Here is a 23,325-nt window from a genome sequence, read left to right on the forward strand (position 1 = left end):
GCGGCGCGGTCACGTCGGGTGTCTCATGTGGTCTTCGCTGCTCACTCGTCGTCTCCGGATTCGATTGCGTCGAGCTCCCGCGCGCGTTCACCGAAGAAACGACGCCAGAGGAACACGACAAGGAAGGTGAGGATGGTGATCCCCCAAAGCGTCGCCGCGATGGGTCGTTCGATGAAATAAGTCAGGTCGCCGTTCGAAAGATACAGCCCTTGCCGCAAGTGCTTCTCGATCTCGGGGCCGAGAACGAACCCGAGGATCAGCGGCGCGAGGTTGAAGCCAAGCTTGTGCAGAAAGTATCCCGCCGCCGCTGCGCCCGTCAGTACGTAGACGTCCGTCAGGTTGTTGCGTGCCGCAAAGGTGCCCACGACGGCGATGACGATCACGATCGCACCCAGAAGCCAGATCGGCACCTTCAGCATCGACACCCACACGCCGATCATCGGGATGTTCAGCATCAGAAGCATGATGTTTCCGACGAACATCGAGGCGATCACGCCCCAGAAAATGTCGGGATGCTGGATGGGCAGGAGTGGCCCCGGCTGGATGCCATGGATCATCAATGCCGCCAGGATGAGCGCAAGCGTTGCAGAGAAGGGAAGGCCGAGCGACAGCACCGGGATCATCCCGGAGGTCGCAGCCGCGTTGTTGGCCGCCTCTGGCCCGGCGACTCCCTCGATGGCGCCTTTGCCCATTTCGGCACGTCCGCGCGCGACCTTCTTCTCGAGCTGGTACGACGCATAGCTCGACATGGCTGCCGACGGACCCGGCAGGAGTCCGAACACGAAGCCGACGAGGGAGCCTCGGCCCCATGGGCCGACTGAGCGGCTGAATTCCTCGCGGCTCGGCACCATGTCTCGCACGCGCACCGTCTTGACCCGCGGCGTCCCCGCCGGGTTCTCGACGAGGCGCAACACTTCGGCGAGGCCGAAAAGACCGATGGCGAGCGCCACGAGTTCCAGCCCCGCAATCAGGGGAAAGTAGCCGAACGTGAAGCGCACGGCGGAACTGACGGCTTCCTGTCCCACGGTTCCCGCCACGATCCCGATCATGAGCGGAAAGAGATTGCTCATCAGGCTCCCGCCCGAGACGCGCGACAGGACGATCAGACCGCATGTCATGACAGCGAAGAACTCCGCCGGGCCGAAGCGCAGTCCGAACCGCGCGAGCCAGGGCGAGAAGAAGGTGAGCAGGACCAGCGAGATGAATGCAGCGACGGCTGACCCGATGGCCATGATAAAAAGTGTAGGGCCGGCGCGGCCCTTCTGCGTCAGCGGATAGCCATCGAGGGTCGTGACGACAGAGGCGGTCTCGCCCGGCACGTTCAGCAAGACCGAAGTGGTCGATCCGCCGTACATGCCACCGTAGTAGATGCCGGCGATCATGATGATCGCCGCGGTGGGTTCCATTGAATAGGTAAAGGGCAACACAAGCGCGGCGCCGCCGAGCGGGCCGAGCCCGGGCAACACGCCCACGGCCGTTCCCAATGCCGCTCCGATCAGAGCGGCCAGCAGGTTCTCGGCCAGCATCGCGACCTGAAAGCCCTGGATCAGTCCTTCGATTGCTTCCATGTCAGGCCCAGACCGGATCCGGCAGGCGCACCCCGAGCAGAACTTCGAAGACGACGTAGACGCCGATGGCTACTCCGGCGCCGCTCAGGACGGATGCAGCCCAGGTAACCCGCCCGACAAGGCGGACGTAGAAGGCCACAAACAGGAACGCGGCGATCGGCAGACCAAGCACCGAAAGCGCAAGCACAAACACCACGAGCGCCGTAAAGACGCTCAAGAGGCGCGTCGCGTCGTAGCCTGCGGGAAGATGCAGCTTGCCGGGCTCGCGCGTTGTCCTCGCCTCGGCGATCACACCCAGGCTGACGACCGCCATTAGGATGCCGACCGCGAGCGGAAAGATGCCCGGCCCCGGAGCGTCCATCGTGCCGAAGTCCAGTGTGCGGCCCTCGAGCAGATAGACGCCGGAGAACGCGAGCCCGAGCACACCGGCCACTGTGCGGCCGGTGCGCCATTCGGTGGTGCCGTCTGCCGCCACTCTTATTGCCCCAGGATCGCGCCGAAGTTCTCGTAGTCTTCCATCAGCTGAGCCTTGTAGGTCTCGGGATCGGCCGGATCGATGATGTAGACGCTCTCCTCGAGCGACTCGAGGAAGCCCTCGTCCTGCATGATCTCCTGGTGCGCGTCCGAAAGAACGGTCAACACCTCATCCGGCAGACCAGCGGGCGCAATTATTCCCGATGTGTCCTGAAGAATGACGAGGCCCGGGTAGTCGTCGGAGTTGATCACCTCGAATCCGGCAACCTCGTCCCGCGGGGATTTCGCAAAGATCGCGATGGGCCGCAGGTCGCCCGAAGCTATCTGGCCCGCGACGCTGGAGGCGTTCACGGAAACGGCATCCACGATTCGTCCGAGCACGCTGGCGACGGCCTCGGATCCACCGCCGGAAGACGGGACGATGTTGAACTCCACGCCCGCGGCCTTCTCGACCTGCTGGAGCTGCATGTCCTTGACGTTGCCGGCGGAGCCGACGGCGATGGAGATCGTCTCGGGCGCGGCTTCGGCGGCCGCCACCAGATCGGCGAAGGTCTGATAGTCCGATGCCGAGTTCACCGACACCGTTCCCGCCTGAGCGCCTATTCCGCCGATGGGCGTGAAGTCGTCGATGCCGGAATAGGGAAGGTCCGCGTTGCGGTGCGGCTGGATCGCGAGAGGCGAATTATGGCCATAGCCAATCGTGTAGCCGTCCGGCTCGGCCCCGAAGAGTTCGACGGTCCCGATGGTGCCGGATCCGCCGGACACGTTCTGAACGACGACGTTCACCCCAAGCTTCTCGCTCAGAAGCTGCGTGTATTCGCGAGCCAGGATGTCGGATGAACCACCCGGGTTGTAGGGGACGATGAAGATGATGTCGTCCTCTGGATAGTCTTGCGCTACGGCGTCTTGGGGCAGCGAGCATGCGATCAATGCGGCGGCCGCGCATGTGCTTGTTCTGATGGTCTTGGGGCCGAAGGAGAGGATCATGTTCATCGTTCTTCCTTTCGTGGACTTGGGTGGGCATCGTGCTCGGACGGAACCGAACATTCGCGCTTTGCCTTGGCGGTCGTCTCTGCTGCCTCGCAACGTGGGCGGCTCCTCCTCTTTCCGATGCCGCGCAGAGCAACGAGCAGTCTATCTGTCAGACAGGATCAGCCTGCGATACGTGCGCCACTCACGTCAACGAGTTTGATAACGAAAACGTTGATGCCCCTTTGTTTCGGCCTTACTCGCCTACTTTTCCGGCGATGAGAGTCTTGTTGCGTTGTGTTATGCTGTAAGGCAGACAGACAGTAAATGCCCCTGCCCGAGCATCGGGTGCGTGCATCAAGAACTGCTCGAGGGAAAGGAAGACAGACATGAAGGTGATCGTCATCGGGGCCGGAGTGGTTGGCGTGTCGATCGCCGCCCGCCTCGCACAGAGCGGCGCCGAGGTGACGCTTGTGGACCAGGCCGCACCTGGCAGCGGCACGTCGAGCACCTCCTACGCTTGGGTGAACTCCAACGGGAAGGAACCCGTCGCGTACTACGAACTCAACCTGGCGGGACTGGAAGCGCACGAGAGATTGTCGCCGCAGGGGGAGGACGGGTGGCTTTGCACCGGCGGCCATGTCGAGATCGCCATTGACGAGCACCACCGCGCCGATCTCGCCGCTAGGATCGAGCGGCACTCCAAGCGCGACTACGGCGTCGAGATCATCGACGTTGATCGTGCGCGCGAACTCCTGCCGGACGTGCGGATCCCCGAGGACGCGAAGATGATCGTCCATTACACGCGTGAGGGCTATGCCTATCCGCTGAAGTACCTCGCCCATATGCTCGGTGAGGCGCGCAAGGCCGGAGCGACCGTGCGGACGGGCGAAGGCTCCGCAGTCGTCGGCCTGAGAGCCGCCGACGGTGGCGCCGCGGTGGACCTGGCTGACGGCACGACCCTGAGGGCGGATCGAATCGTCTCGGCCGCCGGGCGCTGGACGGCAAGGCTTGCTGCGCTCGCCTCGGTCGTCGTGCCGGTACGCGAGTTCACCGAGCCGGGCGACATTGTCGTGGGGTACCTTGCGGTGACCAACCCCCTGCCCGTGCGGCTGAGCCGACTGGTGACGAGCCCCTGGCTCAACGTGCGGCCCGCCGGGGGCGGTCGCCTCATGCTCCAGGCGCTCGACCTCGACGCCACGGCCGACCCCGGCAACGTGCCGGGCCCGGACTCCGAGCTCGCAAGGACTTTCGAGGAGCGGCTGAAGGCTCTCATCGCCAACACGGAAGCGGTTCAGATCGAGCAGATCGTCGTCGGCCAGCGCGTGATGCCCGATGACGGGCGGACGATCGTCGGTCCGGCGCCGAACCTGCCCTGGCTCTATGTCGTCGCCACCCACTCCGGCGTTACCCTAGCACCCTATCTCGGTGACGCAGTGGCCGCCGAGATCATGGGCGAACGGCAAGAGCTCTTCGACGAGTTCCGCTTGGAGCGCTTCATGCAGGACAGCACCTTCGGTCAGCCATATGCTCCGCGAAAGCCGGGGCAGCAGTAGCTCAGAGCCAGCCGTACGGGGCCACCGAAGGACGGAGGTACGATGAAGCTCAGGCGGGAGACAGTCTCCGAGCAATGCGTTCAGCTTCTGCGGGACGACATTCTTGAACGGCGTCGGCCGCCTGGCACGGTCGTTACCGAAGAGGCGATGGCGCAGGAGCTCGGCGTTTCCCGGCCCACGGTGCGCGAGGTGCTCAACACCTTGACGGTCGAGGGCTTGTTAACTCGCAACCGTACCACCCGCGCGCTGCACGTGACCCGCCTCGGAGCTGATACCATCCGCGAGATCTATCGGGCTCGCCGCCTGCTTGAGGCGGGGGGCGTGACGGCCTTCGCAGGTCGTGAGGACGGGGCCCTGGGTGCGCTCGCCGCCGAAACGGAGAAGCTCGTGTCCGCCATCGCCTCCGGCGACGTCCGGACGATAACTCGGCAAGACATCAGGTGCCACGTCGAGCTTGTAGCGCTGGTGGGGTCGACCGATCTTACCGAGTTTTATGCTGGCCTCCTGGCAAAGCTCCGGCTGGCGATGGCCGACGTCTCAGTGTCGGAGTCCTACGATCTTGTGGCCATGGGCGAGGACCACGTAAAATTCGTCGAGCTCATGCAGTCCCGCCGGATAGAAGACGCTCGTCGTTTCGTGCTCGACCGTCTGAACCGAGCCGAGATGCTGCTCCTTGCCTCGACGCGCATCGACTCGGACACGTGCCGGCGATCGGCCAACCAAAGTCGGCCCTGAGCGGGGGCTTCTTCCCGCCGCCACCGTCGATCTCCTCGCCCAGCCGCTTCAGCCGGCGGATCGTCTCCAGATCCGCATGCCGCTCGACCCGCGACCGACCGTTCCCGCTCAGGCGGAGAGGGAGTGGTGGATGACGGCGCGGATGCGCTCCCGCTCGTGATCGGGCGTATCGGGGGTGATCTGGATGTCGTGGGCAATTTCGGCGGGGCGCTTGAGCACCACGATCCGGTCGCCGATGTCGAACGCCTCGTTGATCGAGTGGGTGATGAAGACGGCCGTCTTGCCCGTGTCGCGGACGAGCCGCGCGAACTCCGTGCGGAGCCTTGCTGAGGTCATCTCGTCGAGCGCAGAGAAAGGCTCGTCGCAAAGCAGAAGCTCGGCATCGGTCGCGAAGGCGCGCGCGATGGAGACGCGCTGGCGCATGCCGCCCGAGAGCGCGTAGGGGTAGTCGTTCTCGTGCCCCTTGAGCCCGAGTGTCTCAAGCCAGCGCAGCGCCCGCGCCCGCCGCTCGCCGGCCGAGATGCCCAGCATCTCGAGGCCGAGCTCGACATTGCGGACCGCAGTGCGCCAGGGCAGCAGGCGGTCGTTCTGGAACACGATTGCCATCTTGCCGCGGAACCAGTCGAACTCGCGGAAGGGGACGCGCCCCATCACGGTGACCGCACCCTCTGTCGGCTCCATCAGGCCCGCGATCATGTTGAACATGGTCGACTTGCCGCAGCCGGTCTTGCCGAGAAGCGCGACAAGCTCGCCCTTGCCGATCTCGAGGTTCAGGTGGTCGACGGCCGTCAGGGTGCCGAAGCGCTTGCTGACGTTCCGAAACTGGATCTCCGGCGCGGCTTCGTCCCTTGCGGTTGCGGCCGGCTGCGAGTGGCGCTCCGTCACGACCGCTCCGAAATGGCGCGGTAGCGAAATGCTACGCGCTCGACCAAGCTGAGGATCCACTGGAAGAGGAGCACGAAGAAGACAAGCTGCAACGTCCAAGCGAGCGCCCCTGCCATGTCAAAGAGCTGCTGCTGCTGGAGGAGCTCGTAGCCGACGCCGCCCGAGGAGCCGACGAGCTCCGCCACGACCACAACGCGGCTGGCATTGCCGAGGTTCACCTTCCAGGCGGTGAGGATCTCAGGCAGCACTGCCGGCAGGACCATGGCGGTGAAATACTTCGGCCGCGTCGGGCGGAAGCTCATCACCATCTCGAGGAGGTCCTTGTTCATTCCCCTGAGCGCGCCGACGACCTGGAAGGTGAAGGCTGGCAGCGTGGTCATGATCATGATGAAGAGAATTCGAAACTCGACGCCATGAAACCAGATGATCGCGAACACGACCCAGGAAAGCGCCGGGATGCCCTGGAAGAAGGTGAGCGTCGGGGTCAGCAGCCGGTCCGCGACGCGAAAGTTCGCGATCAGGAGGCCGAGGATCACGCCGATCGAGAACGCGCCGGCGAGGCCAGCGAGGATCCTGAGCGCAGTCGCGAGGACGCTCGAGAACTGCGACCAGGTCGTCAGGATCTGGAAGACCCGCGCGAACACATCGATGAGCGACGGGAACAGGAACGGCGGAAAGAACAGCGACGCGATCTGCCACGCGAGCGCAATCAGTACGAACGGCGCGGCGATCCAGAAGAAGCCCCGCGCCGCACCGAAGACCGGGTTCGCATAAGGATGCGCACTCGGCGTGACGTCAGTCATTCAGCACTGCCGCCCGCGTGGATCGTCGCGTCAGAGGGCATCTGCGGCAGATACTCGATCTCCAATCCGACCTCGTAGACCTTGCGAATCTCGGTCTCGAGATCGCCGGCCCAGGCCACATTCAGCCCAAGGCGATCGTTGTTGCGGATGAGGTCCGCGTAGTTCTGCACTACGTCTGTCGTCGCGTCGCCGCCGGCGATGACCGCGGCGGCCTCGTCCGGATTTGCTTTGACCCACTCGGCGGCATCCGAGTAGGCGGCGTAGAGGGCACCCACCGTGTCCGGGTTCGCCTCCACCCAGTCGCGATGCGCCGCGACGCCGAGGTAGGGGATGCTTGCGGAGCCCGCGAACTCTTCCCAGGCGCCGCCGATGTTGAGGTCGAGCGAGCGCACCTCTGCATTCTGCGACGTGAGCGAGGTGAAGGCCGGCTCCCAGAGCTGCACCGCCGCGGCGCGATCGGCCATGGCGTAGCCGACAAGACCGGGCGTCGCCGTGTTGACGGCGGTCACCTGCGACAGGTCGAGGCCCTGCCGACCCGCGAGCCAGCGGAACATCTGGTAGTTGGTCGTGCCGGTCGCCGCGGCGAGGTCCTTGCCTGCGAGGTCGGCCAGCGTCTGCACGTCATCGCGCGTGGTCACGACGGCGCCCCAGAAGTCGAAGAGGTTGAAGAGGTAGGTCGCCTCGACGCCCCGCGCCTCCGCGAGGCCGACGGTCAGCAGCGCGGCGCTGCCGCCGACCTCGAACTCGCCGGAGTTGAACTGCGCCGCGTATGCGTCGGGCGTGCGCTCGGCGAAGGTGATATCGAGGCCGTGCACCTCGTCCAGGCCCTGGTCCTTGATGACGGGCGGCAGGAACGCGCCGAGCGACGGCGGCCCGAAGACAACGATCGAGACCTCGGTCAGGTCCTGCGCCGGGGCTGCGTGGCCCGCGAACGCGGCGACCAGAGCGAGCGCCGAGACGGAAATGGTGCGTGACAACGTGTTTTTCCTCCCTTTTCCCGCGGGATCTCTGCCCGCTTATTGTTACAACCCGTTAGGACGCGGGCGGCTGAATGTCAATGCAACAGTGAGGCAATGGGGCTGGAGCTAAGGTGCGGACGATGAGACAATCGCCAGGGCGGCAGGCTCTTGGCGGGGCGAAGCGCAGGTCTGACAAGGGCTTGCGGTGACGCAGGCGGTGTCATACGGACGAGCTCTCGAACATTGTCCTACATCCGGCTATGGGAGGCGACATGACCATCCTGGCGGCGGTAGGGCTGCTCCTCGTCGGCGCCTTCGTGAAAGGCATTCTCGGGCTTGGCCTTCCGATGGTCGCGATCCCGGGACTTACGCTTCTCGTCGGGCTGCCGCAGGCGCTCGCCATGTGCGCCATCCCGGTCGCGGTCGCGAACGCGTGGCAGATCTGGCAGTTCAGGGGTGCCCGCAGCGCGCGCGGCCTTCTGCCGCGCTTCGTAGTTGCAGGCGGGATTGGCACGGCAGTCGGAACCTGGATGCTCGCCTCCGTGCCGTCCGCGCTGCTCGAGGTGGCGCTCGCGGTCATGCTCGTGGTCTACCTGGTGCTCCGTCTGGCCAATCCGGGGCTTCGGCTTGGCCATCTTGTCGCGCGACGCCTTGCGCCCGGGGTCGGACTGGCCTCCGGGCTTCTCCACGGCGCAACGGGTATCTCGGGTCCAATCGCCGTCACCTTCTTCCACGCGCTGCGGCTGCCGCGGGAGGACTTCATCCTTGCCACCGGGACGATGTTCCTCGGCTTCACAGTGGTGCAGCTACCGGCCCTTGCCGCAGCCGGGATCCTCGGCTCGCAGGCAGTCGTCGTGGGCCTCCTGGGGCTGCCGGCTGTCGCCGCGGGCCTCATGCTCGGCAACATCGCGGCGCGGAAGGTGGACACTCGGCTCTTCGACCGGCTGGTCCTCATCGTCCTGGCCTGGACGGCGGCGACGCTGATCTGGCGCGCTGTGACCGAGGCGGGCCTGGTCTAGGCCGTCGTGAGGCCCCGCAGGATCAGGAGGCCGGCGCCGAGAGCGATCACGGCGCGATAGGCGGCGAAGAAGCCGCGGTCCGAGATCCGTCGCGAGACGCGGGCGCCGATCCAGCCGGCAAGGAGGCCCGGTGGCAGCAGCAGCAGCGCCTCCGCGAAGAGCGTGTGCGTCAAGTGGCCGCTGAGGGCCAGCATCGCCGTGCGCCAGACGAGGATCACGGCGGTCACGAGTATGATGGTCGCGCGGAACCCCTGCCGGTCGGGCGCGAAGACGCGGACGTAGAGCGAGATGAACGAGATCGCGCCGGCGCCGACTATTCCGGAGATGAGGCCGGCAACGGTCCCGAAGGCGGGACCGATGGTCCTCACGTTGCGCCGCACGAAGGGCGCGAGCGGATCGAAGAGGCCGAACGCGTCGGCAAGGATCGAGAGGAGGATGATCAGCCCGGTGACGACGCTGAGCGACGCGCCGTCGATGCGCGAGAAGATCCAGACGCCGACCGCAATGGCCGGAAGCAGGAAGATCGCGAGGCGAACGACGAGCCCGCGCTGACCATGGCGCAGGCCGTCAGGCATGTACTGCACGTGCGTCATGAGGTTGGTAACGGCGGCGAGCACCACCGCCTGGTGCGGCGTGATCACGAACGACCCGGCGACGATCAGGATCGGCACTGCGCCGTAGCCGAAGATGCCCTTTACGAAGAACGATGCGCTGTAGACCAGAACGAGCGCGACGATCCCGGTGGACGAAAGCGCCTCGAACGGCGCGGCGGCGAGGAGCTGCATCCGGCGGCCTGCCCCTCAGTCCTCGCGCCCGGGACGCCACTCCGCCGAGAGACTGGCTATCATCCGTTCGAGCAGATCGAAGAGCTGCGCCCGCTCCTCAGGCGAAAGGTCGCGCGCGGCGGCGTCGTTCACCTCGACGGCGCAGGCGGCGAGCTCGCCCTGCAGCTCGCGGCCCTTGGCCGTCAGGAAGACGTTGACCCGGCGGCGGTCGGTGGCGTCGCGGTCGCGGCGGATCAGGCCCTTCGTTTCCAGCGCGTCGAGAATGGAGGTCGATGTGGCCTTCTTCACCTCGACCAGCGCCGAGAGCTCGGACGAGCTGACGCCGTCCTGCTCGTTGAGCCGTCTCAGGTGGTGAAACTGCGCGTGTGTGATCCCGACGCGTTCAAGCCGCGCCGCGAGTGCGCCGGAGAAGCTCTTGTGTGCCCGCCGCAGGAGGAGGCCGAGGCCGATCCTCCCGGGCTCCCGCTCGACGCTCTCCCGGCCCGACATCCCCGCTCCTCCTGCCGCGAAACCCGCGTCAACGGTAGCAGACGCGATCGGGGATGCACCCCGGAGCGGGGTGAACGCGGCCGTCATGCGGCCTGGTGACCGAGGATCGCTTTCAGCTCGGTGAAGTCTTCGAGTCCGTGCACACCCTGCTCGCGGCCGTTGCCCGATTGCTTGTAGCCGCCGAAGGGGACGTCACCCTGCGCCGGCGCGTAATTGAGATAGACGCGGCCGACGCGGATCTTGCGGGACACCCGTCGCAGCGCCTCGGGATCGGTGCCGGAGACGTAGGTCGCCAGTCCGTAGACGGAGTCGTTGGCAATCCGCACCGCGTCATCCTCGTCGTCATAGCCCATTAGGCAGATGACCGGTCCGAAGATCTCCTCGCGCGCGATCGTCATGTCGTTCGTGACGTTGCTGAAGACGGTGGGCTTCACGTAGTAGCCGTTCTCGAGCCCTTCCGGCTTGCCGGTGCCGCCGGTAACCAGGGTCGCGCCTTCTTCGATCCCGCTCGCAATCAGGGCCTGAACCTTTTCCCACTGCGCTTTGCTGACGAGCGGACCGAGGTCGGTGCCCTGCTGGCGCGGATCGCCCGTCTTCATTTCTTCCGCCGCAGCCTTGGCGATGGCAGCGGCCTCTCCCATCCGATGGCGTTCGACGAGCATCCGCGTCGGCGCCTGGCAAGACTGGCCGGTGTTGCGGTAGCAGAGCTTAGTTCCCGCGGCGACCGCGGCCTCGAACTCGGCCGAAGGCAGGATCAGGTTGGCCGACTTGCCGCCGAGCTCCTGGTGGACGCGCTTGACCGTGTCGGCCGCAGCCTTGGCGACCGCGATGCCGCCGCGGGTCGAGCCGGTGAAGCTGACCATGTCGACGTCCGGGTGCGAGGCGAGGTGGGCGCCGACGCCCGGCCCGTCGCCTTGAACGAGGTTGAAGACGCCCCTCGGCAGTCCTGCCGCGTCGACCGCCTCGGAAAGGATGACGGCCGAGAGCGGCGAGATCTCCGAGGGCTTCCATACCACCGTGCAGCCGGCGGCGAGCCCGTAGGCTATCTTGGAGGCGGCCTGGTTCAGTGGCCAGTTCCACGGCGTGATGAAGGCACAGACCCCGATCGGCTCGCGCACGACGAGCGAGGTGCCCACCGCCTCCTCGAACGCGTAGTCGCGCACCAGCTTGGCCGCCATCACGAAACGCTCCCGCGCCATCTTGGTCTGAACGTTGCGCGCGAACGAGAGTGGAGCACCCATCTCGCGGGTGATCGCATCGATCATCTCCTCGACGCGCGCGTCGTACTCGACCACGATCTGCTCGATGAAGTCCGCCCGGTCCGCCGGCGTGGTCTCTGCCCAGGCGTCGAATGCGGCGCGGGCCGCGGCCACGGCGGCATCCACGTCGTTTTCCGACGCGGTGCCGATCCTGGCAGTCACCGCCTCCGTCGCCGGGTCGACGACGTCGAGGGGCGCTCCGCTCGCCTCGCGCCATTCGCCAGCGACGTAGATGCAGCTCGCATGATCCATCGGGTTTCCCTCCTCGGCTTGCGCAGTTGGCATATTACGTATTACGTAATACGAAACGCGGCAACCGCGAAAGTGGGAGAGGGATTTCATGGTGGCGAGCGACGAGATGGCGTGGGGCTCTGACCTGATGGCGCAGGCGCTTCGCGACCTTGGCACCGACTACGTTTTCCTGAACCCGGGCTCCAGCTTCCGGGGCCTTCACGACTCGCTTGCGAATTTCCTCGGCGACGAAAAGCCGAAGATGGCGCTCTGCACCCACGAGATGATCGCGGTGGCGATGGCGCATGGTTACGCCAAGGCCACCGGCAACACCGGCGTCGCGATCCTCCACAACCTCGTCGGCCTGATGAACGGGTCGATGAGCATCTTCAACGCCTTCTGCGACCAGACGCCGGTGCTGATCATTGGCGGCTCCGGGCCGGCCGATCCGGGGCAGCGCCGCTTCATCGACTGGGCGCATTCGGCGAACGCGCAGGGGGATCTGGTGCGGCCGTACGTGAAATGGACGGACGAGCCGGCGACGCTTGACGGCGCAATGGACTCGCTCCTGCGCGCCGCGCGGATCGCCCAGACGGCACCGAAGGGTCCGGTCTACGTCTCGCTTGACGCGGGCCTGCAGGAGCAGCCGCTGGAGACATCGCGCACCACAGACGCCAACCTCACCCGCTATGCGCCGCCGCCGCCGGTCCATCCCGATCCGGCGGCGGTCGAGCGGGTCGCTGCCCGACTCCTCGCTGCGGAGGCGCCGCTGATCGTCTGCGGCCGGCTCGGCATCGACCGCCGCGCCACCCTTCCGCTCGTCCGCCTCGTCGAGGCGACCGGCGCCGCCTACCTAGACGACCGCTGCATCGCCTGCCTGCCGACGCGCCACCCGCAAAACCTGAACGGCGACCGCAAGGCCCGGTCCGAAGCCGACGTCATCCTCGCCCTCGACGTGCACGACCTCACGCTCGCGACCACGGGGTATGGCGTGGGGCGCAGTCACATCATGGGCGCGGGCCCCGGCAGCGCGGGTGCCCACGTCATCGACGTCTCGCTCAGCGACTGGTTCGGAAACTCGTGGTCGCGCTTCGGCGGCCCGACCCCGCCGCGGGACGACCAGATCCCGGCTGACCCGCTGGTGACGCTGGAAGCGCTGGCGGACGCGGCGGAGCGGCTCGGCGGCGACACGGCCCGCATTGCGACCCGCAGGGACCGGCTCGCAGAGCGGCACGAGGCGGTGCGCAAGCGCGCGGCCGAAACGCTGGAGAAGCGGTGGAGCGATAGCCCGATCTCGGTGGAACGCCTGACCCACGAGGTGTTCCAGGCCGTCCGCGCCGAAGACTGGCGCCTCGTCGTGCGCAACCATCGCAGCTGGAAGGATGGCTACTGGGCCATTCCCGGTTGTGGTCACTACCTCGGCGGCGACGGCGGCGGCGGCGTGGGGTATGGCCCGGGCGCTGCGGTGGGCGCCGCCCTCGGCCTCAAGGGAACCGGCGTCCTGCCGGTCGCCATCCTCGGCGACGGCGACTTCATGATGGCGCCGGGTGCGATCTGGACGGCGGCGCATCTCGGGGTGCCGCTCCTGATGGTGCTGATGAACAACCGCTCCTGGGGCAACGACGAGCTGCACCAGCGCGAGATTGCGCATCAGCGCGGCCGCGATGCCAGCCGCGCGCATATCGGCCAGCGAACGCACGAGCCGGATGCGGACCTCGCCACCGTCGCCCGCGGCTTCGGCGCCTGGGCGGCCGGGCCGGTCGCTGACCCCGAGGCTCTGGCGCCCGTCTTGCGCGAGGCGGTGGAGCGAGTGAAAGAGGGCGAGGTTGCGGTCGTCGAAGTCGTCGCCCAGCTGGAGTGAGCATGGAGCAGGATTCCAACTTCGATCTCGCGATCGAGCGGCCGTCGCTCCTCCTCCGTGACCAGGTCGTGGCGCGCTTGCGGCGGGCGATCGTCACCGGCCGCTATCGACCCGGCCAGCGCCTCCTCGAGCGCGAGCTCTGCGATGCCGTAGGCGTCAGCCGCACCTCCGTGCGCGAGGCGTTGCGCCAGCTTGAAATCGAGAAGCTCGTCGCGGTCGGCCCCCGCGGCCGCCCCTCCGTCGCCCTCATCACCAGCGCCCAGGCGCGCGAGATCTACGAGTTCCGCGAGGTGCTTGAAGCCGCCGCCATCCCGCTCTTCGTGGCTCGGGCGCCGGAGGCCGCGTTTCGACAACTGGAGGCCCTGACGGACCGTTTTGCCAAGGCGGTCGAAAGCGGCGATGTCGATGAGCGACTGCAGGTCAAGGTAGAATTCTACGAGGTGCTCTTCGGCGCCGCCTGCAACCCCTCGATGCAGACGGTCTTCATCCAGCTTTTCAACCGGATCGGCTTCCTCCGCTCCCGCTCGCTGCGCCAGCAGGACCGGGCCCAGATGCGGTCGGACGAGATGCGCGAGATCGTCGCCCGGCTCGTCGTGCGGGATGTTTCCGGCGCGCAGGCCGCCATCGTCCGGCACGTCCGCTCGGTGGGCGAGCTCGCCGTTCGCCACCTCGAGGAATTGGAGACGACGCGTGGCTGACGACCTTTGGAACTTCTCCCTGCGCTTCTATGCGGACGCCGACGTTCAGCGTGCCTGCCTCGCCCTCCAGGACGCGCACGGCGCCGACGTCAACATCGCGCTCTGCCTCCTCTGGCACGCTACCCGCGGCGCAATCATCGGCGACGACGACGTCGCTGCCCTCGACGCCGCGGTCCGGCCATGGCGCGAGGCGACGGTGGTGCCGCTGCGGGCACGGCGGCGCGCGCTGAAGGAGACGGTGCTCTTCCCCGATGGGGAGGCGCAGGAGGCGTTCCGCACCCGTCTCAAGAAGGTCGAGCTCGAGGCGGAGCGGCTCGAGCAGCACATCCTCTCCGCAGCGACGGTTGCGGCCTCCGCCCGGGCCGGGCCGGAGACGGCCGGCCGCGCCAACCTTGCCGCCTATGCGCGCTTCCTTCGCTCGGACTTCACGCCCGGCATCGTCGATACGCTAGCCGCCCGGCTTCTCGCCATCGCCTGACCCTCGGCGGGCTCCTTCAGTGGCGCGGCAGCCGCACGTGCAGGATCACGGAGGTGCCCGACCGCGCCGTCTCGACCGCCTCCGCCACCATCGGCGCCACGTCTTCCGGCTCCGTGAGCGTGAGGCCCGTGAAGCCGAACATGGCTGCCATCGCCGCGAAGTCGGTGTCCGAACGGAAGTCGGAGGCGTAGTCGCCTCCGCCCTTCGCCGCGCCGTCCGGGTAGACCCGGAGAGTCGATTCCTTCACCGCCGACCAGCCCGCGTTGTCGAGGATCACCGTCAGCATCGGCAGCCCGTATTGCCGCGAGACCGCCAGCATCGACGCGGGGCAGTTGTAGTAGAACGCCCCATCCCCCACGATCTGGACGAGCAGCGTCTCCGGCCGCGCCAGTTTGTAGCCAAGCGCCATGCCGCCGGAGGCTCCGAGCCCGCCGCCCGCCGTCCGCGTCATCGTGCCGGGAAGCGGACGCGGGATCTGCTGCACCATCGCCGGCTGGTTCCGCACCGCCTCGTGGATGATCATGTCCTCCGGCCGCAGCGCCTGCCCCAGCGCCCGCAGCACGTGCCGCGGGTTCAGCGCACCCGAGCCTCCGGGATCGGCCGCCGCCTCTTCCGCAACCCGGCGCCGTTTCGCGCCGTTCTGCTTCAGCGCCGACACCCGCCGCGCCGCGGCCGCGGCCTGCGCCTCGCTTCGCCGCGCCTCCACCTCCGCGATGAGCTGGCGGAGGATGGTGGCACTTTTCCCCTCGATCCGCAGATCAGCCGGGAAGCTCCAGATCGGCGAGCCAGTCTTGAGCGCGTCGATGTCGATGTGCGCCCAGAAGGCATCCGGCGACGGCTCGGACTGAGACGGGATCCACGGCACGTCGCTGTCCACGATCAGACCAACATCGGCCTCGGACAGCCGCTGCCCCGGAATGCCGCCGGCAAAGCAGTCCATCTCGTGGTTCACGTTCGTGACCATGGCGTTCTCGACCACCGCCGCGCCGAGCAGCACCGCCAGCCGCTCGATCGCTTCCGACGTGCCGGGCGTTCTGCCGCCGTAGGAGGTCACGATCAGCGGCCGCTCCGCCGCGAGCAGCCGTAGCGCCAGGTCCCCCAGCGCCCCCTCCGGCGCGCCGCCCGGCGCGAGCGGGCCGTGCTTGTCTGCCGGAAATGGACGCAGCCGCGACGGACTGGCCGTTCCGGTCAGCGCCTCCCGCGGGAGCATCAGGTAGACAGGCCCCTGAGCTCCCGACTGCATAACCGTGTGCGCCCGACGGACCACCTCGCCCGCATGCGCGGCCGACTGCAGCGTATACTCCCACTTCACGTAAGGCCGGACCACCGCACCCTGATCATAGGGCTCCTGGATGAAGTGGACGTAGTTGTCCCGCGTCCCCGGCAGCTCCCCGTGGCTGGTATAGGGCGCCTTGCCCGCCATCAGCAGCACGGGCAAGCGAGATCGGCAGGCGTTGTGCATTCCGTTTGCGGCATTGGCGGTGCCGACGTCGACATGCACCAGCACCCCCTGCCCGCGCCCCGTCGCCATCGCATAGCCGAGCGCCATGTGAATGGCGGTGTTCTCGTGCGGGCAGAGGACCATCTTCGGCGGCTCGCGGCCTTCCGCGCGCCAGCGGGCCATTTCCTCGATCAGCGGGGCATGGTCGGTGCCGAGGTTCGAGAAGACGTACTCGATGCCGACATCGACGAGAGCCTCGAGCAAGTAGTGCGCGGCGGTATGCGTCTCGGTCACAGCTGCGTCCATCGCGCCATCCTCACATATTGGTTTCGGCGTCGCCGCCCTCGTGGGCGCCGGACTTCTTCGCGGGCTTCAGCCATACCCAGAGCAGGAGGCACATGAAGGCGAGCGTCACCGCGCTGATCGGCCGGGTGATGAAAACCGTCGGATCCATGCGGCTCGCGGTGAGCGCGTTTCTGAGGTTCTGCTCGAGGATCGGCCCGAGGACGATGCCCAGCACCGCCGGCGCCGTCGGGATCTTGAAGCGGACCATCAGGTAGCCGAGCACACCGAACATGATGACGAGCTTCAGGTAGTAGGGGTTCGAGGCTAGAGAGAAGGTCCCCGCCGCCGCCACCACGAGGATCACGGGCACCATGATCCCGTGCGGGATCGTCAGCACCTTCGCCGCGAGCCCCCGTCCCGCCAGCCCGAGCACCAGCATCAGGATGTTCGAGCAGAGGAGCAGGACAAGGATCGCATAGAAGAGCTCGGTGTTCTGCGGGATGAAGAACGGTCCGGCCTCGATGCCCTGGATCAGCAGCGCGCCGATTAGAACTGCGGTCACCGGGTCGCCGGGAATGCCGAGGGTCAAGAGCGGGACCAGCGCGCCACCCGTGACGGCGTTGTTCGAGACCTCGCAGGAAATCACGCCCTTCACATCGCCCTTGCCGTACCGGTCCTTGGGACCCGCGGTGCGCAGCGCATCGGAATAGCTGACCCAGGACGCAATGGAGGGGCCGGTGCCGGGCAGAATGCCGATCAGCGCGCCAATCGTCGCCGACTTGAACATCAACCACTTGTTGCGAAACATCTCGCCCCAGACACTGGCGACGCTGGTGCGCTCCTGCACCGGCAGGATCTCGGCATCCATGTCGCGCAGGCGCGTCAGGAGCATCATCTGCGCCACAGCGAAGAGGCCGATCAGCGCCGCGGTGGTTGGAATGCCGCCGAGGAGGTTCGGCTCGCCGAAGGTGAAGCGGCTGACGCCTGATACAGGGTCGAGGCCGACCGTGGAGGCGAGGATGCCGATGAAGGCAGCCGTCAGCCCCTTCATCATGGAGCCCTTGGAGATGCCGGCGACGCAGACGATACCGACGAGGGCAAAGGTAAAGTATTCGACGGAAGTGAAGCTGAGGGCGACCCTCGCGAGCGACGGCGCGATCAGCGCCAGCAGCGTCAGCGAAAAGAGCCCGCCGACGAACGAGGAGGAGATCGCCGTCACGATCGCCCGGTCCCCCTGCCCAGCCTGCGCCAGCGCATAGCCGTCGAGCGCCGTCGCGGCCGAGCCCGGCGCCCCCGGCGTGTTGATCAGGATTGCCGGGATCGAGCCCGCGAAATATCCGGAGCAGTAGATGCCGAGGAGCAGCGCCATCGAGGTCACGGGCCCCATTGCGTAGGTCACCGGCAGAAAGAGCACGATCGCCGACGTGGCCGTAAGGCCCGGCGCGGCGCCGAAAACCAACCCGATAATCGCGCCGAGAAACACGAAAAGGAGGACCCACGGGTCCGCGACGGCTTGGAGGCCGCCCAAAAGGTTTACCATCAGGTCCATATCGGAAGCACCAGTTGGAAGCCGCGAGTGAATGCGTAGTAGAGCCCGATGGAGAGGATCGAAGGCACCAGCACCAGCTGCATCACGCTACGAATGCCGAATGCCCACATGGTGACGACCGTCAGCGCCGCCGCGCCGACACGAAAGTCGATGTCGGCGAAGAACCAGTAGAACACGAACGCCATGCCGCCGACGACGGCCACGCGCCAGTCAACAAGCGCGGGCAAGGGTCTCGCCTCCGCCCTGAGGCCGCGTAACATGATGACCAGTCCGCAGATGACCAATCCGAGGGAGCACAGCAGCGGAAAAAAGTTCGGCGGCAGGGTGTTCGCAGTCGCCCCCGCCCGGATGTCGAGCGATAGGTACGCGACCAGCGTACCTATGGCCGCTATGAAACCGCCCGCGACTGTATCTTCGTTCTTCAAAGCCATTTTTCACCCCTCCCTGAGACGCCCGCCCGCGCGGGGGGCGCGGCCGGCCCCGGAGAGCCGGCCGGTCCGTCATTTACTCAGCTAGGCCGGCTTCCTCGAGGATGGGGCGGAAGGCCTCCGCCTCCGCGTCGATGGCCGCGCGCATCTCCTCGGGCCCGAGATAGGCCGGGTCGAAGTAGAACTGGTCGAGCCTTGCCTCGAACTCCGGATCGGCGAGCGTCTCCTCGACGGCCGTGGAGATCTTGTCGATCGCTTCCTGCGGCGTGCCCTGGGGAGCAACGAGGCCGAACCACTGCGAGCGGAGGTAGTCGAGCCCCTGCTCCTGAAAGGTCGGCACGTCCGGCATGTACTTCCAGCGCTCCTCCGCGGCGAGGCCGAGCACGCGGATGTCGCCCTGACCCTGGTCGTCGAGCATCGGCGGGTAGTTGGAGCCGCCGCCCGAGAACACGTCGATCTCGCCCGAAAGGAGCTTGACCATCGCCTCCTGGCCGGAGTTCGAGTTGATGTAGGTCGCCTCGAGGTCGTTCTGCGCCAGGAATACTGCCATCGCGAGGTGCGGCCCTGAGCCGATGCCCGAGCCGGACCAATTGAGGTCCTCGCCGTTCCGCATTGCCTCGACGAGGTCCGTCAGCGACTGGTACGGGCTGTCGGCGCGCACGGCGAGGCCGGACGGGATCGACACCATCCGCGCGACCGTGTCGAAGCTGTCGGCTGTATAGGACGAGGAGTCCATGATCGGCCGCGCCGCCAGCGTTGAGTCCGACCCGACGCCGACCGTGTAGCCGTCCGCCGCCATTGTCGCGAGGTTGGCAAGGCCAACAGCGCCTCCCGCGCCAGGCTGGTTGATGATGACGATAGGCTGGCCCAGCCGCTCCTCGAGCGCCGGAGCGAACATGCGGGCGAGCTGGTCGGTCGCACCGCCCTGCCCGAACGGCACGATCATCTGGATCGGCTTCGTCGGGAAATCCTGGGCGGCCGCCGGCACCCCGGCGGCAAGCAACACGGTAACCGCGGCTGCGGCACCTTTCAGCAAGAACTTGGGATTCATTGGCTATCCTCCACCATTGTTGTTCGACATTCGACCACGGTTGGTCCCGTGCCTCTTCGTTCGCCAGCGTCTGCTGGCCGGTCGTTGCGAAGGCCCGGAGTCCGGGCCGTCGCTCGCGCTCCTCAGGCCGAGGCGCGTGCCTTCTCCGCCTGCCGCGCGCGCTTGCGCTCGCTCAGCACGGGATCGAGGTTGAAGACCCGCTGGGCATTGCCGCCGAGGATGTTGCGCTTGGCGCCCTCGGTGAGGAACGGCAGGTCGTAGATGACGCTCGGCAGGTCCATGTCCCAGTGTGGGTAATCCGACGAGTAGAGAAGCTGCGTCTCCGCGCCGATCATCTCGAACGTGAGTTCGAGTGCCCGCGCGTTGTCCACCATCTCCATCGGCTGCGAGGTGTAGAACATCTCCCGCATGTACTCCGACGGCTTGCGCTTCAGCAGCGGCGCGTCCGAGTGGCGCATCATGTACTCGTTGTCGAGCCGCTGCATCAGGAACGGGAGCCATGCCAGCCCCGCCTCGATCCACATCACCTTCAACTTCGGGAACCGCTCCGGCAGGCCGTTGATGACCCAGTTCGACAGGTGCAGCATGTTGTGCCAGGCAAAGCCCAGCGCATGCAGCGTCAGGAACCGGTTGCAGGTCGAGAGCCCCGGCTCCTGCCCGCCGAGCCCGGTGTGGAAGCCGAGCGGCAGCCCCCGCTCCTCCAGCATCCGGTAGGTCCGCACATACGCGTTGTCGTAGACACCACGGTAGCGGGTCGACGTCACCATGAACCCAATCACGCCGGGCTTGTCGCCGAACATCTCGATGACCTTCAGACAGGCCTCGGGGTCGTTGAACGGAAGGTAGAGCATCGACTTCAGCCGATGGTCTTCCTGCAGCACCCGCTCGCAGAGCCAGCGGTTGTAGCCCATCGCCAGCTCCACCTCGAGGTCGACCCGCGGGCTCAGCCCGAGGTTGAGGAGTGGCGTCGGGAACATGCAGGCGATGTCGACGCCCATCGCGTCCATCCAACGACGCATCAGAGTGATGTCGCGGTGCGGCGTCTCTGGAACCTCCTCCGACTTGCGGCGCGGGTAGCGTACGAGGCGGCCGCCGAGGTCCTGGTACTGCCCGAATCCGGTGGAGATTCCCTTGCGCGAGATGCCCTGGTACAGGATCTCGTTCCGCATCACCTCGTTCTCGACGTAGTCGGCGATCTCCGTCGAGGCCTCGTTCTCGTAATGGTGACTGTCCACGTCCACGATCAGAAAGTCCTCGTAGCCGCGGGCGTCTGCCTGCTGCTGCGCGTGGGCGAGGTGGGTCGAGGTGTTGAAGGGTTCGGTGGTGAGGTCGCGGACCTTCGTCACCTGGCGGTCGGCGACGTTCATGCGGCGGCTCCGTGGCTGGACGGCACATCGGCGAGGCTGGTCTGCCGGGCGGGGCGGATGTTGGTCATCTGCTCCCAAAGGCCGAGTTCGAACACTTCCATCCGGCCGGCATCGAGCATCGCGAGAGAGGCGATGGCGATCTCGGTCGGAGTGACGGCGCTGTTGCGGCCGAACGGCATCAGCCGCGCGCCGGTCTCTGCCTTGGCGACGTAGAGGCGCACGGCAGCGGCCAGAACCTGGCCGAGCGCCTCGTCCCCGATCTCGTCGATGCGGCTTCCGACGACGGCGTCGTCGACCAGCGCCGCAATTTCACTCGCCGCATCGGCGAAGCGATCAGACGGTGATGTAGACATTTCCATCCCTCTCCGTGACCTCGTACTTCCGCAGCTTCAGCCTTGCGTCGCAGACGTTTACCCCGTCCTTCAGCCGGTACTCGTAGCCGTGCCAGGGGCAGACGATGTGCATGTCCGCCTTGTCGAACTTCTGTCCGTGAAACAGCCCCTCAGGGTCGACGTCATCGTAGACGCCCGCCATCCGAATGCCTTCGCAGACCGGCCCACCCTGGTGCGGGCAGAAGTTGCGGTAGGCGTAGAACGCGTCTTCGTGGCGGATCACGCCGATCTCAAGGTTGCCGATCTCAATGATCCGCGCCCCGCCCTCGGGAATGTCGTCACGCGCTGCGACAAGTATCTCGCTCATTCTTCTCCTCCGTCAGATACCATATCGTATGGCATCATACGGTATCTGACCCCTCGGTGGGGTCCAAGCGAAACTCTTCGTGTTCAAGCTCCCGATCGACCGTCGCGAGGTCCGGGTCGACCCGCGTCTCCGGCTTCAGCCCCGGAACCTGCTGCCGTACGCTGATCCGCCCGTTCTCAAGGTAGTCACCCTCCGCCGCCCGCTTCGCCGCCTCGTCCCAAACGTGGTGCCAGGCGCCAAGCGAATAGCCGTGCCACGGCGACTGCGGCAGCAGCCGCGGCAGCCCCATCTCGTCCCAGATGTCTTTGGCCCGCTCCATGTACTCGCGACCCGGCAGCGCCAGCGGCGGCATCGGCGACTTCATCGTCGCATCGACGAGGAGCGACGAATCCTCCTCGCCCTCGTGCTCGCGCTTCGGTCCGTGCCCCTGCCCCCGATGCGGCAGGAGCTGCATGTCCTTCACCGGATTGGTCCGGTACGCCATCGCCCAGAGGATGGCATCGGGGCTGTCGACGTCGATGTCCTCGTTCACCGCGATGCAAATCTTGCCACAATCGCCCTTGAAGAACGCCGCGCCGTAGAGCGCTCGCCACACCTCCGGGGTCGGCGTCCCCGCCTCCATCGTCACCACCGTCACACGCAGGAGCCCGGTCAGCGGCTCGTGGAGCGACACCTTTTTCACGCCGCGGATCGACATGGTCGACTTCAGGTGGTGAAGGAACAGCGGCTCGTAGGCAACGCGCTTGATGACCGAGCTTTCGGACGGCGCCACCTGGCTGATGTAGCTCGGGATCACCGCGTCCTTGCGCCGGGTGACGGCCGTCACCCGCATCGGCATGTTGTATTCCTCGAGAGCGACGTGGCCGTGGCTTTCACCGAACGGTCCCTCGGGTTCGACCTTGGTCACGTCGATCCAGCCCTCGATCACCACCTCGGCCTCGGCCGGCACCATCAGTGGCACCGTCCGCGCCTTGGTGATGTTGATCGGCGCCCCCGCGAGCCCGCCTGCCACGACGAACTCGTCCATGCCAATCGGCAGCTTTTGCGGCCCCATGAACGCCACGTAAGGCGGGCAGCCCAGCACGATCGCTACCGGCATCTCCTTGTCGCCCGCCTCCTGGTGCTTGAGGTAATGCTGGTAGCCCCCTGCCCCGCCGACCCGCGTCGCCATGCGCACCACCAGCCGGTCCGGCGCCTTCAACGCGCAGCGATAGGTGCCCATGTTCTGCACCCCATCCTCGGGGTCCGCCGTGATCACGTTCGTCGCCGAAAGCGTGGGGGCGGAATCGAAGCCGGGGGTGGAGACAGGGATCGGGAGCAGATCGACCCCGTGCCCCTCCTCCTTGAGAATGTCCCCCTCCTCGACGATTTCGTGGCAGGGCGCATCCGCCACCTCGCATGGCTGGATCGGGTTCGCGAGCGCTCGGTCCCACTTCGCCTGGATCTCGGAGAGGTCGCAGCCCATCCCTGTCGCGTAGACGGCGCGGTTGGCCGCCATGCCGCCCACGATCACCGGGATGTCGTAGGTGCGCCCGTGGCGGTTGCGGATGTTCGTGAAGAGGAAAGCCTTGCGCTCTTCCTCCTTGATCCCACCTACGTACTGCCAGCGCACCAGCGGGTGCATTTCGCTGTCCTTGTCGATCGGCCGGTCGACGCGCACGAGAAGACCCGCCGCGTCGAGCGCGTCGATGTGGTCGTGCAGATCGCGGTAACTCTTCGCCGTCTGGTCCTTCATG

The 23,325-nt window shown here is 66.7% G+C and carries 23 protein-coding genes; 6 read left to right on the forward strand and 17 right to left on the reverse strand.

All coding sequences use genetic code 11. From position 1 onward, the window contains the following. Positions 1-41: 41 nt before the first annotated feature. The 3 genes from JM664_RS01390 to JM664_RS01400 are packed head-to-tail and all read right to left on the reverse strand — an operon-like array spanning position 42 to position 3,035. Positions 42-1,568: a tripartite tricarboxylate transporter permease gene (locus JM664_RS01390; protein ID WP_227418107.1), complete on the reverse strand. Its 1,527-nt coding sequence runs from the start codon at positions 1,566-1,568 to the stop codon at positions 42-44. A 1-nt stretch (position 1,569) separates the two neighbouring features. After that, positions 1,570-2,043, reverse strand: a complete 474-nt coding sequence (locus JM664_RS01395) for a tripartite tricarboxylate transporter TctB family protein (RefSeq protein ID WP_227418108.1) — start codon at positions 2,041-2,043, stop codon at positions 1,570-1,572. A 2-nt stretch (positions 2,044-2,045) separates the two neighbouring features. Continuing rightward, complete coding sequence (locus JM664_RS01400; RefSeq protein ID WP_227418109.1) at positions 2,046-3,035, reverse strand: Bug family tripartite tricarboxylate transporter substrate binding protein; 990 nt, start codon at positions 3,033-3,035, stop codon at positions 2,046-2,048. Positions 3,036-3,400: 365 nt separating this feature from the next. Here JM664_RS01400 and JM664_RS01405 point away from each other — a divergent pair, with 365 nt between their 5' ends. Continuing rightward, the gene (locus JM664_RS01405; protein WP_227418110.1) at positions 3,401-4,567 is read left to right on the forward strand and encodes an NAD(P)/FAD-dependent oxidoreductase; all 1,167 of its coding nucleotides are present in this window, start codon (positions 3,401-3,403) and stop codon (positions 4,565-4,567) included. Positions 4,568-4,609: 42 nt separating this feature from the next. Then, the gene (locus tag JM664_RS01410) at positions 4,610-5,302 is read left to right on the forward strand and encodes a GntR family transcriptional regulator (RefSeq protein ID WP_227418111.1); all 693 of its coding nucleotides are present in this window, start codon (positions 4,610-4,612) and stop codon (positions 5,300-5,302) included. A 108-nt stretch (positions 5,303-5,410) separates the two neighbouring features. Here JM664_RS01410 and JM664_RS01415 read toward each other — a convergent pair whose 3' ends face one another. From JM664_RS01415 to JM664_RS01425, 3 genes are read right to left on the reverse strand one after another with little or no spacing between them, the layout of a single operon-like run. Beyond that, complete coding sequence (locus JM664_RS01415) at positions 5,411-6,187, reverse strand: ABC transporter ATP-binding protein (RefSeq protein ID WP_227418112.1); 777 nt, start codon at positions 6,185-6,187, stop codon at positions 5,411-5,413. Further along, positions 6,184-6,990 carry an ABC transporter permease gene (locus JM664_RS01420; RefSeq protein WP_227418113.1) on the reverse strand — a complete coding sequence of 269 codons (807 nt, stop codon included), beginning with the start codon at positions 6,988-6,990 and terminating at the stop codon, positions 6,184-6,186. Before JM664_RS01420 ends, JM664_RS01415 begins: the two co-directional genes overlap by 4 nt. After that, a complete protein-coding gene (locus JM664_RS01425) occupies positions 6,987-7,967 on the reverse strand; it encodes an ABC transporter substrate-binding protein (RefSeq protein WP_227418114.1) in 981 nt (326 codons plus the stop codon). The genes JM664_RS01420 and JM664_RS01425 overlap by 4 nt, the downstream gene beginning before the upstream one ends. A 254-nt stretch (positions 7,968-8,221) precedes the next feature. Here JM664_RS01425 and JM664_RS01430 point away from each other — a divergent pair, with 254 nt between their 5' ends. Next, the gene (locus JM664_RS01430; RefSeq protein WP_227418115.1) at positions 8,222-8,968 is read left to right on the forward strand and encodes a sulfite exporter TauE/SafE family protein; all 747 of its coding nucleotides are present in this window, start codon (positions 8,222-8,224) and stop codon (positions 8,966-8,968) included. On the opposite strand, the gene JM664_RS01435 is transcribed toward JM664_RS01430, so the two are convergent. The 3 genes from JM664_RS01435 to JM664_RS01445 all read right to left on the reverse strand — a co-directional run bounded on the left by JM664_RS01435 (position 8,965) and on the right by JM664_RS01445 (position 11,753). Beyond that, on the reverse strand, positions 8,965-9,753 hold the full coding sequence (locus tag JM664_RS01435) for a sulfite exporter TauE/SafE family protein (protein WP_227418116.1): 789 nt from the start codon (positions 9,751-9,753) through the stop codon (positions 8,965-8,967). The genes JM664_RS01430 and JM664_RS01435 overlap by 4 nt on opposite strands. Before the next feature lie 15 nt (positions 9,754-9,768). Further along, entirely contained in the window at positions 9,769-10,242 is a 474-nt protein-coding gene (locus JM664_RS01440; protein WP_227418117.1) for a MarR family winged helix-turn-helix transcriptional regulator, read from the reverse strand. Positions 10,243-10,325: 83 nt separating this feature from the next. Next, a complete protein-coding gene (locus JM664_RS01445; protein WP_227418118.1) occupies positions 10,326-11,753 on the reverse strand; it encodes an aldehyde dehydrogenase family protein in 1,428 nt (475 codons plus the stop codon). 91 nt (positions 11,754-11,844) lie between these two features. Between JM664_RS01445 and JM664_RS01450 the strand changes: the two genes are divergently transcribed. From JM664_RS01450 to JM664_RS01460, 3 genes are read left to right on the forward strand one after another with little or no spacing between them, the layout of a single operon-like run. Then, entirely contained in the window at positions 11,845-13,593 is a 1,749-nt protein-coding gene (locus tag JM664_RS01450) for a thiamine pyrophosphate-binding protein (RefSeq protein ID WP_227418119.1), read from the forward strand. 2 nt (positions 13,594-13,595) lie between these two features. After that, entirely contained in the window at positions 13,596-14,291 is a 696-nt protein-coding gene (locus JM664_RS01455) for a GntR family transcriptional regulator (protein ID WP_227418120.1), read from the forward strand. After that, on the forward strand, positions 14,284-14,769 hold the full coding sequence (locus JM664_RS01460; RefSeq protein WP_227418121.1) for a TIGR02444 family protein: 486 nt from the start codon (positions 14,284-14,286) through the stop codon (positions 14,767-14,769). The genes JM664_RS01455 and JM664_RS01460 overlap by 8 nt, the downstream gene beginning before the upstream one ends. Positions 14,770-14,785: 16 nt before the next feature. On the opposite strand, the gene JM664_RS01465 is transcribed toward JM664_RS01460, so the two are convergent. The 8 genes from JM664_RS01465 to JM664_RS01500 all read right to left on the reverse strand — a co-directional run bounded on the left by JM664_RS01465 (position 14,786) and on the right by JM664_RS01500 (position 23,324). Next, the gene (locus tag JM664_RS01465; RefSeq protein ID WP_227418122.1) at positions 14,786-16,516 is read right to left on the reverse strand and encodes a thiamine pyrophosphate-requiring protein; all 1,731 of its coding nucleotides are present in this window, start codon (positions 16,514-16,516) and stop codon (positions 14,786-14,788) included. 10 nt (positions 16,517-16,526) lie between these two features. Continuing rightward, the gene (locus JM664_RS01470) at positions 16,527-18,044 is read right to left on the reverse strand and encodes a tripartite tricarboxylate transporter permease (protein WP_227418123.1); all 1,518 of its coding nucleotides are present in this window, start codon (positions 18,042-18,044) and stop codon (positions 16,527-16,529) included. Then, a complete protein-coding gene (locus JM664_RS01475) occupies positions 18,035-18,475 on the reverse strand; it encodes a tripartite tricarboxylate transporter TctB family protein (protein WP_227418124.1) in 441 nt (146 codons plus the stop codon). Before JM664_RS01475 ends, JM664_RS01470 begins: the two co-directional genes overlap by 10 nt. 73 nt (positions 18,476-18,548) lie before the next feature. Further along, positions 18,549-19,523: a Bug family tripartite tricarboxylate transporter substrate binding protein gene (locus tag JM664_RS01480; protein WP_227418125.1), complete on the reverse strand. Its 975-nt coding sequence runs from the start codon at positions 19,521-19,523 to the stop codon at positions 18,549-18,551. Between the two features lie 122 nt (positions 19,524-19,645). Continuing rightward, positions 19,646-20,890, reverse strand: a complete 1,245-nt coding sequence (locus JM664_RS01485; protein WP_227418126.1) for an amidohydrolase family protein — start codon at positions 20,888-20,890, stop codon at positions 19,646-19,648. Continuing rightward, on the reverse strand, positions 20,887-21,243 hold the full coding sequence (locus JM664_RS01490) for a hypothetical protein (protein ID WP_227418127.1): 357 nt from the start codon (positions 21,241-21,243) through the stop codon (positions 20,887-20,889). The genes JM664_RS01485 and JM664_RS01490 overlap by 4 nt, the downstream gene beginning before the upstream one ends. Beyond that, a complete protein-coding gene (locus JM664_RS01495; protein WP_227418128.1) occupies positions 21,224-21,589 on the reverse strand; it encodes a Rieske (2Fe-2S) protein in 366 nt (121 codons plus the stop codon). The genes JM664_RS01490 and JM664_RS01495 overlap by 20 nt, the downstream gene beginning before the upstream one ends. Positions 21,590-21,623: 34 nt before the next feature. Further along, positions 21,624-23,324: a UbiD family decarboxylase gene (locus JM664_RS01500; protein WP_227418129.1), complete on the reverse strand. Its 1,701-nt coding sequence runs from the start codon at positions 23,322-23,324 to the stop codon at positions 21,624-21,626. Between the last annotated feature and the right edge of the window lies 1 nt (position 23,325).

This window comes from Roseitranquillus sediminis (assembly GCF_016918935.1).
GTDB classification, from domain to species: Bacteria; Pseudomonadota; Alphaproteobacteria; order Rhodobacterales; family Rhodobacteraceae; genus Roseitranquillus; species Roseitranquillus sediminis.

Excerpts from the sequence above, each read along its gene's own strand:
- JM664_RS01495 (WP_227418128.1), bottom strand. The coding sequence starts at position 21,589 with ATGAGCGAGATACTTGTCGCAGCGCGTGACGACATTCCCGAGGGCGGG.
- JM664_RS01440 (WP_227418117.1), bottom strand. The coding sequence starts at position 10,242 with ATGTCGGGCCGGGAGAGCGTCGAGCGGGAGCCCGGGAGGATCGGCCTC.
- JM664_RS01470 (WP_227418123.1), bottom strand. The coding sequence starts at position 18,044 with ATGGACCTGATGGTAAACCTTTTGGGCGGCCTCCAAGCCGTCGCGGAC.
- JM664_RS01475 (WP_227418124.1), bottom strand. The coding sequence starts at position 18,475 with ATGGCTTTGAAGAACGAAGATACAGTCGCGGGCGGTTTCATAGCGGCC.
- JM664_RS01485 (WP_227418126.1), bottom strand. The coding sequence starts at position 20,890 with ATGAACGTCGCCGACCGCCAGGTGACGAAGGTCCGCGACCTCACCACC.
- JM664_RS01435 (WP_227418116.1), bottom strand. The coding sequence starts at position 9,753 with ATGCAGCTCCTCGCCGCCGCGCCGTTCGAGGCGCTTTCGTCCACCGGG.
- JM664_RS01410 (WP_227418111.1), top strand. The coding sequence starts at position 4,610 with ATGAAGCTCAGGCGGGAGACAGTCTCCGAGCAATGCGTTCAGCTTCTG.
- JM664_RS01445 (WP_227418118.1), bottom strand. The coding sequence starts at position 11,753 with ATGGATCATGCGAGCTGCATCTACGTCGCTGGCGAATGGCGCGAGGCG.
- JM664_RS01465 (WP_227418122.1), bottom strand. The coding sequence starts at position 16,516 with ATGGACGCAGCTGTGACCGAGACGCATACCGCCGCGCACTACTTGCTC.
- JM664_RS01390 (WP_227418107.1), bottom strand. The coding sequence starts at position 1,568 with ATGGAAGCAATCGAAGGACTGATCCAGGGCTTTCAGGTCGCGATGCTG.
- JM664_RS01405 (WP_227418110.1), top strand. The coding sequence starts at position 3,401 with ATGAAGGTGATCGTCATCGGGGCCGGAGTGGTTGGCGTGTCGATCGCC.
- JM664_RS01430 (WP_227418115.1), top strand. The coding sequence starts at position 8,222 with ATGACCATCCTGGCGGCGGTAGGGCTGCTCCTCGTCGGCGCCTTCGTG.
- JM664_RS01490 (WP_227418127.1), bottom strand. The coding sequence starts at position 21,243 with ATGTCTACATCACCGTCTGATCGCTTCGCCGATGCGGCGAGTGAAATT.
- JM664_RS01420 (WP_227418113.1), bottom strand. The coding sequence starts at position 6,990 with ATGACTGACGTCACGCCGAGTGCGCATCCTTATGCGAACCCGGTCTTC.
- JM664_RS01400 (WP_227418109.1), bottom strand. The coding sequence starts at position 3,035 with ATGAACATGATCCTCTCCTTCGGCCCCAAGACCATCAGAACAAGCACA.
- JM664_RS01500 (WP_227418129.1), bottom strand. The coding sequence starts at position 23,324 with ATGAAGGACCAGACGGCGAAGAGTTACCGCGATCTGCACGACCACATC.
- JM664_RS01455 (WP_227418120.1), top strand. The coding sequence starts at position 13,596 with ATGGAGCAGGATTCCAACTTCGATCTCGCGATCGAGCGGCCGTCGCTC.
- JM664_RS01480 (WP_227418125.1), bottom strand. The coding sequence starts at position 19,523 with ATGAATCCCAAGTTCTTGCTGAAAGGTGCCGCAGCCGCGGTTACCGTG.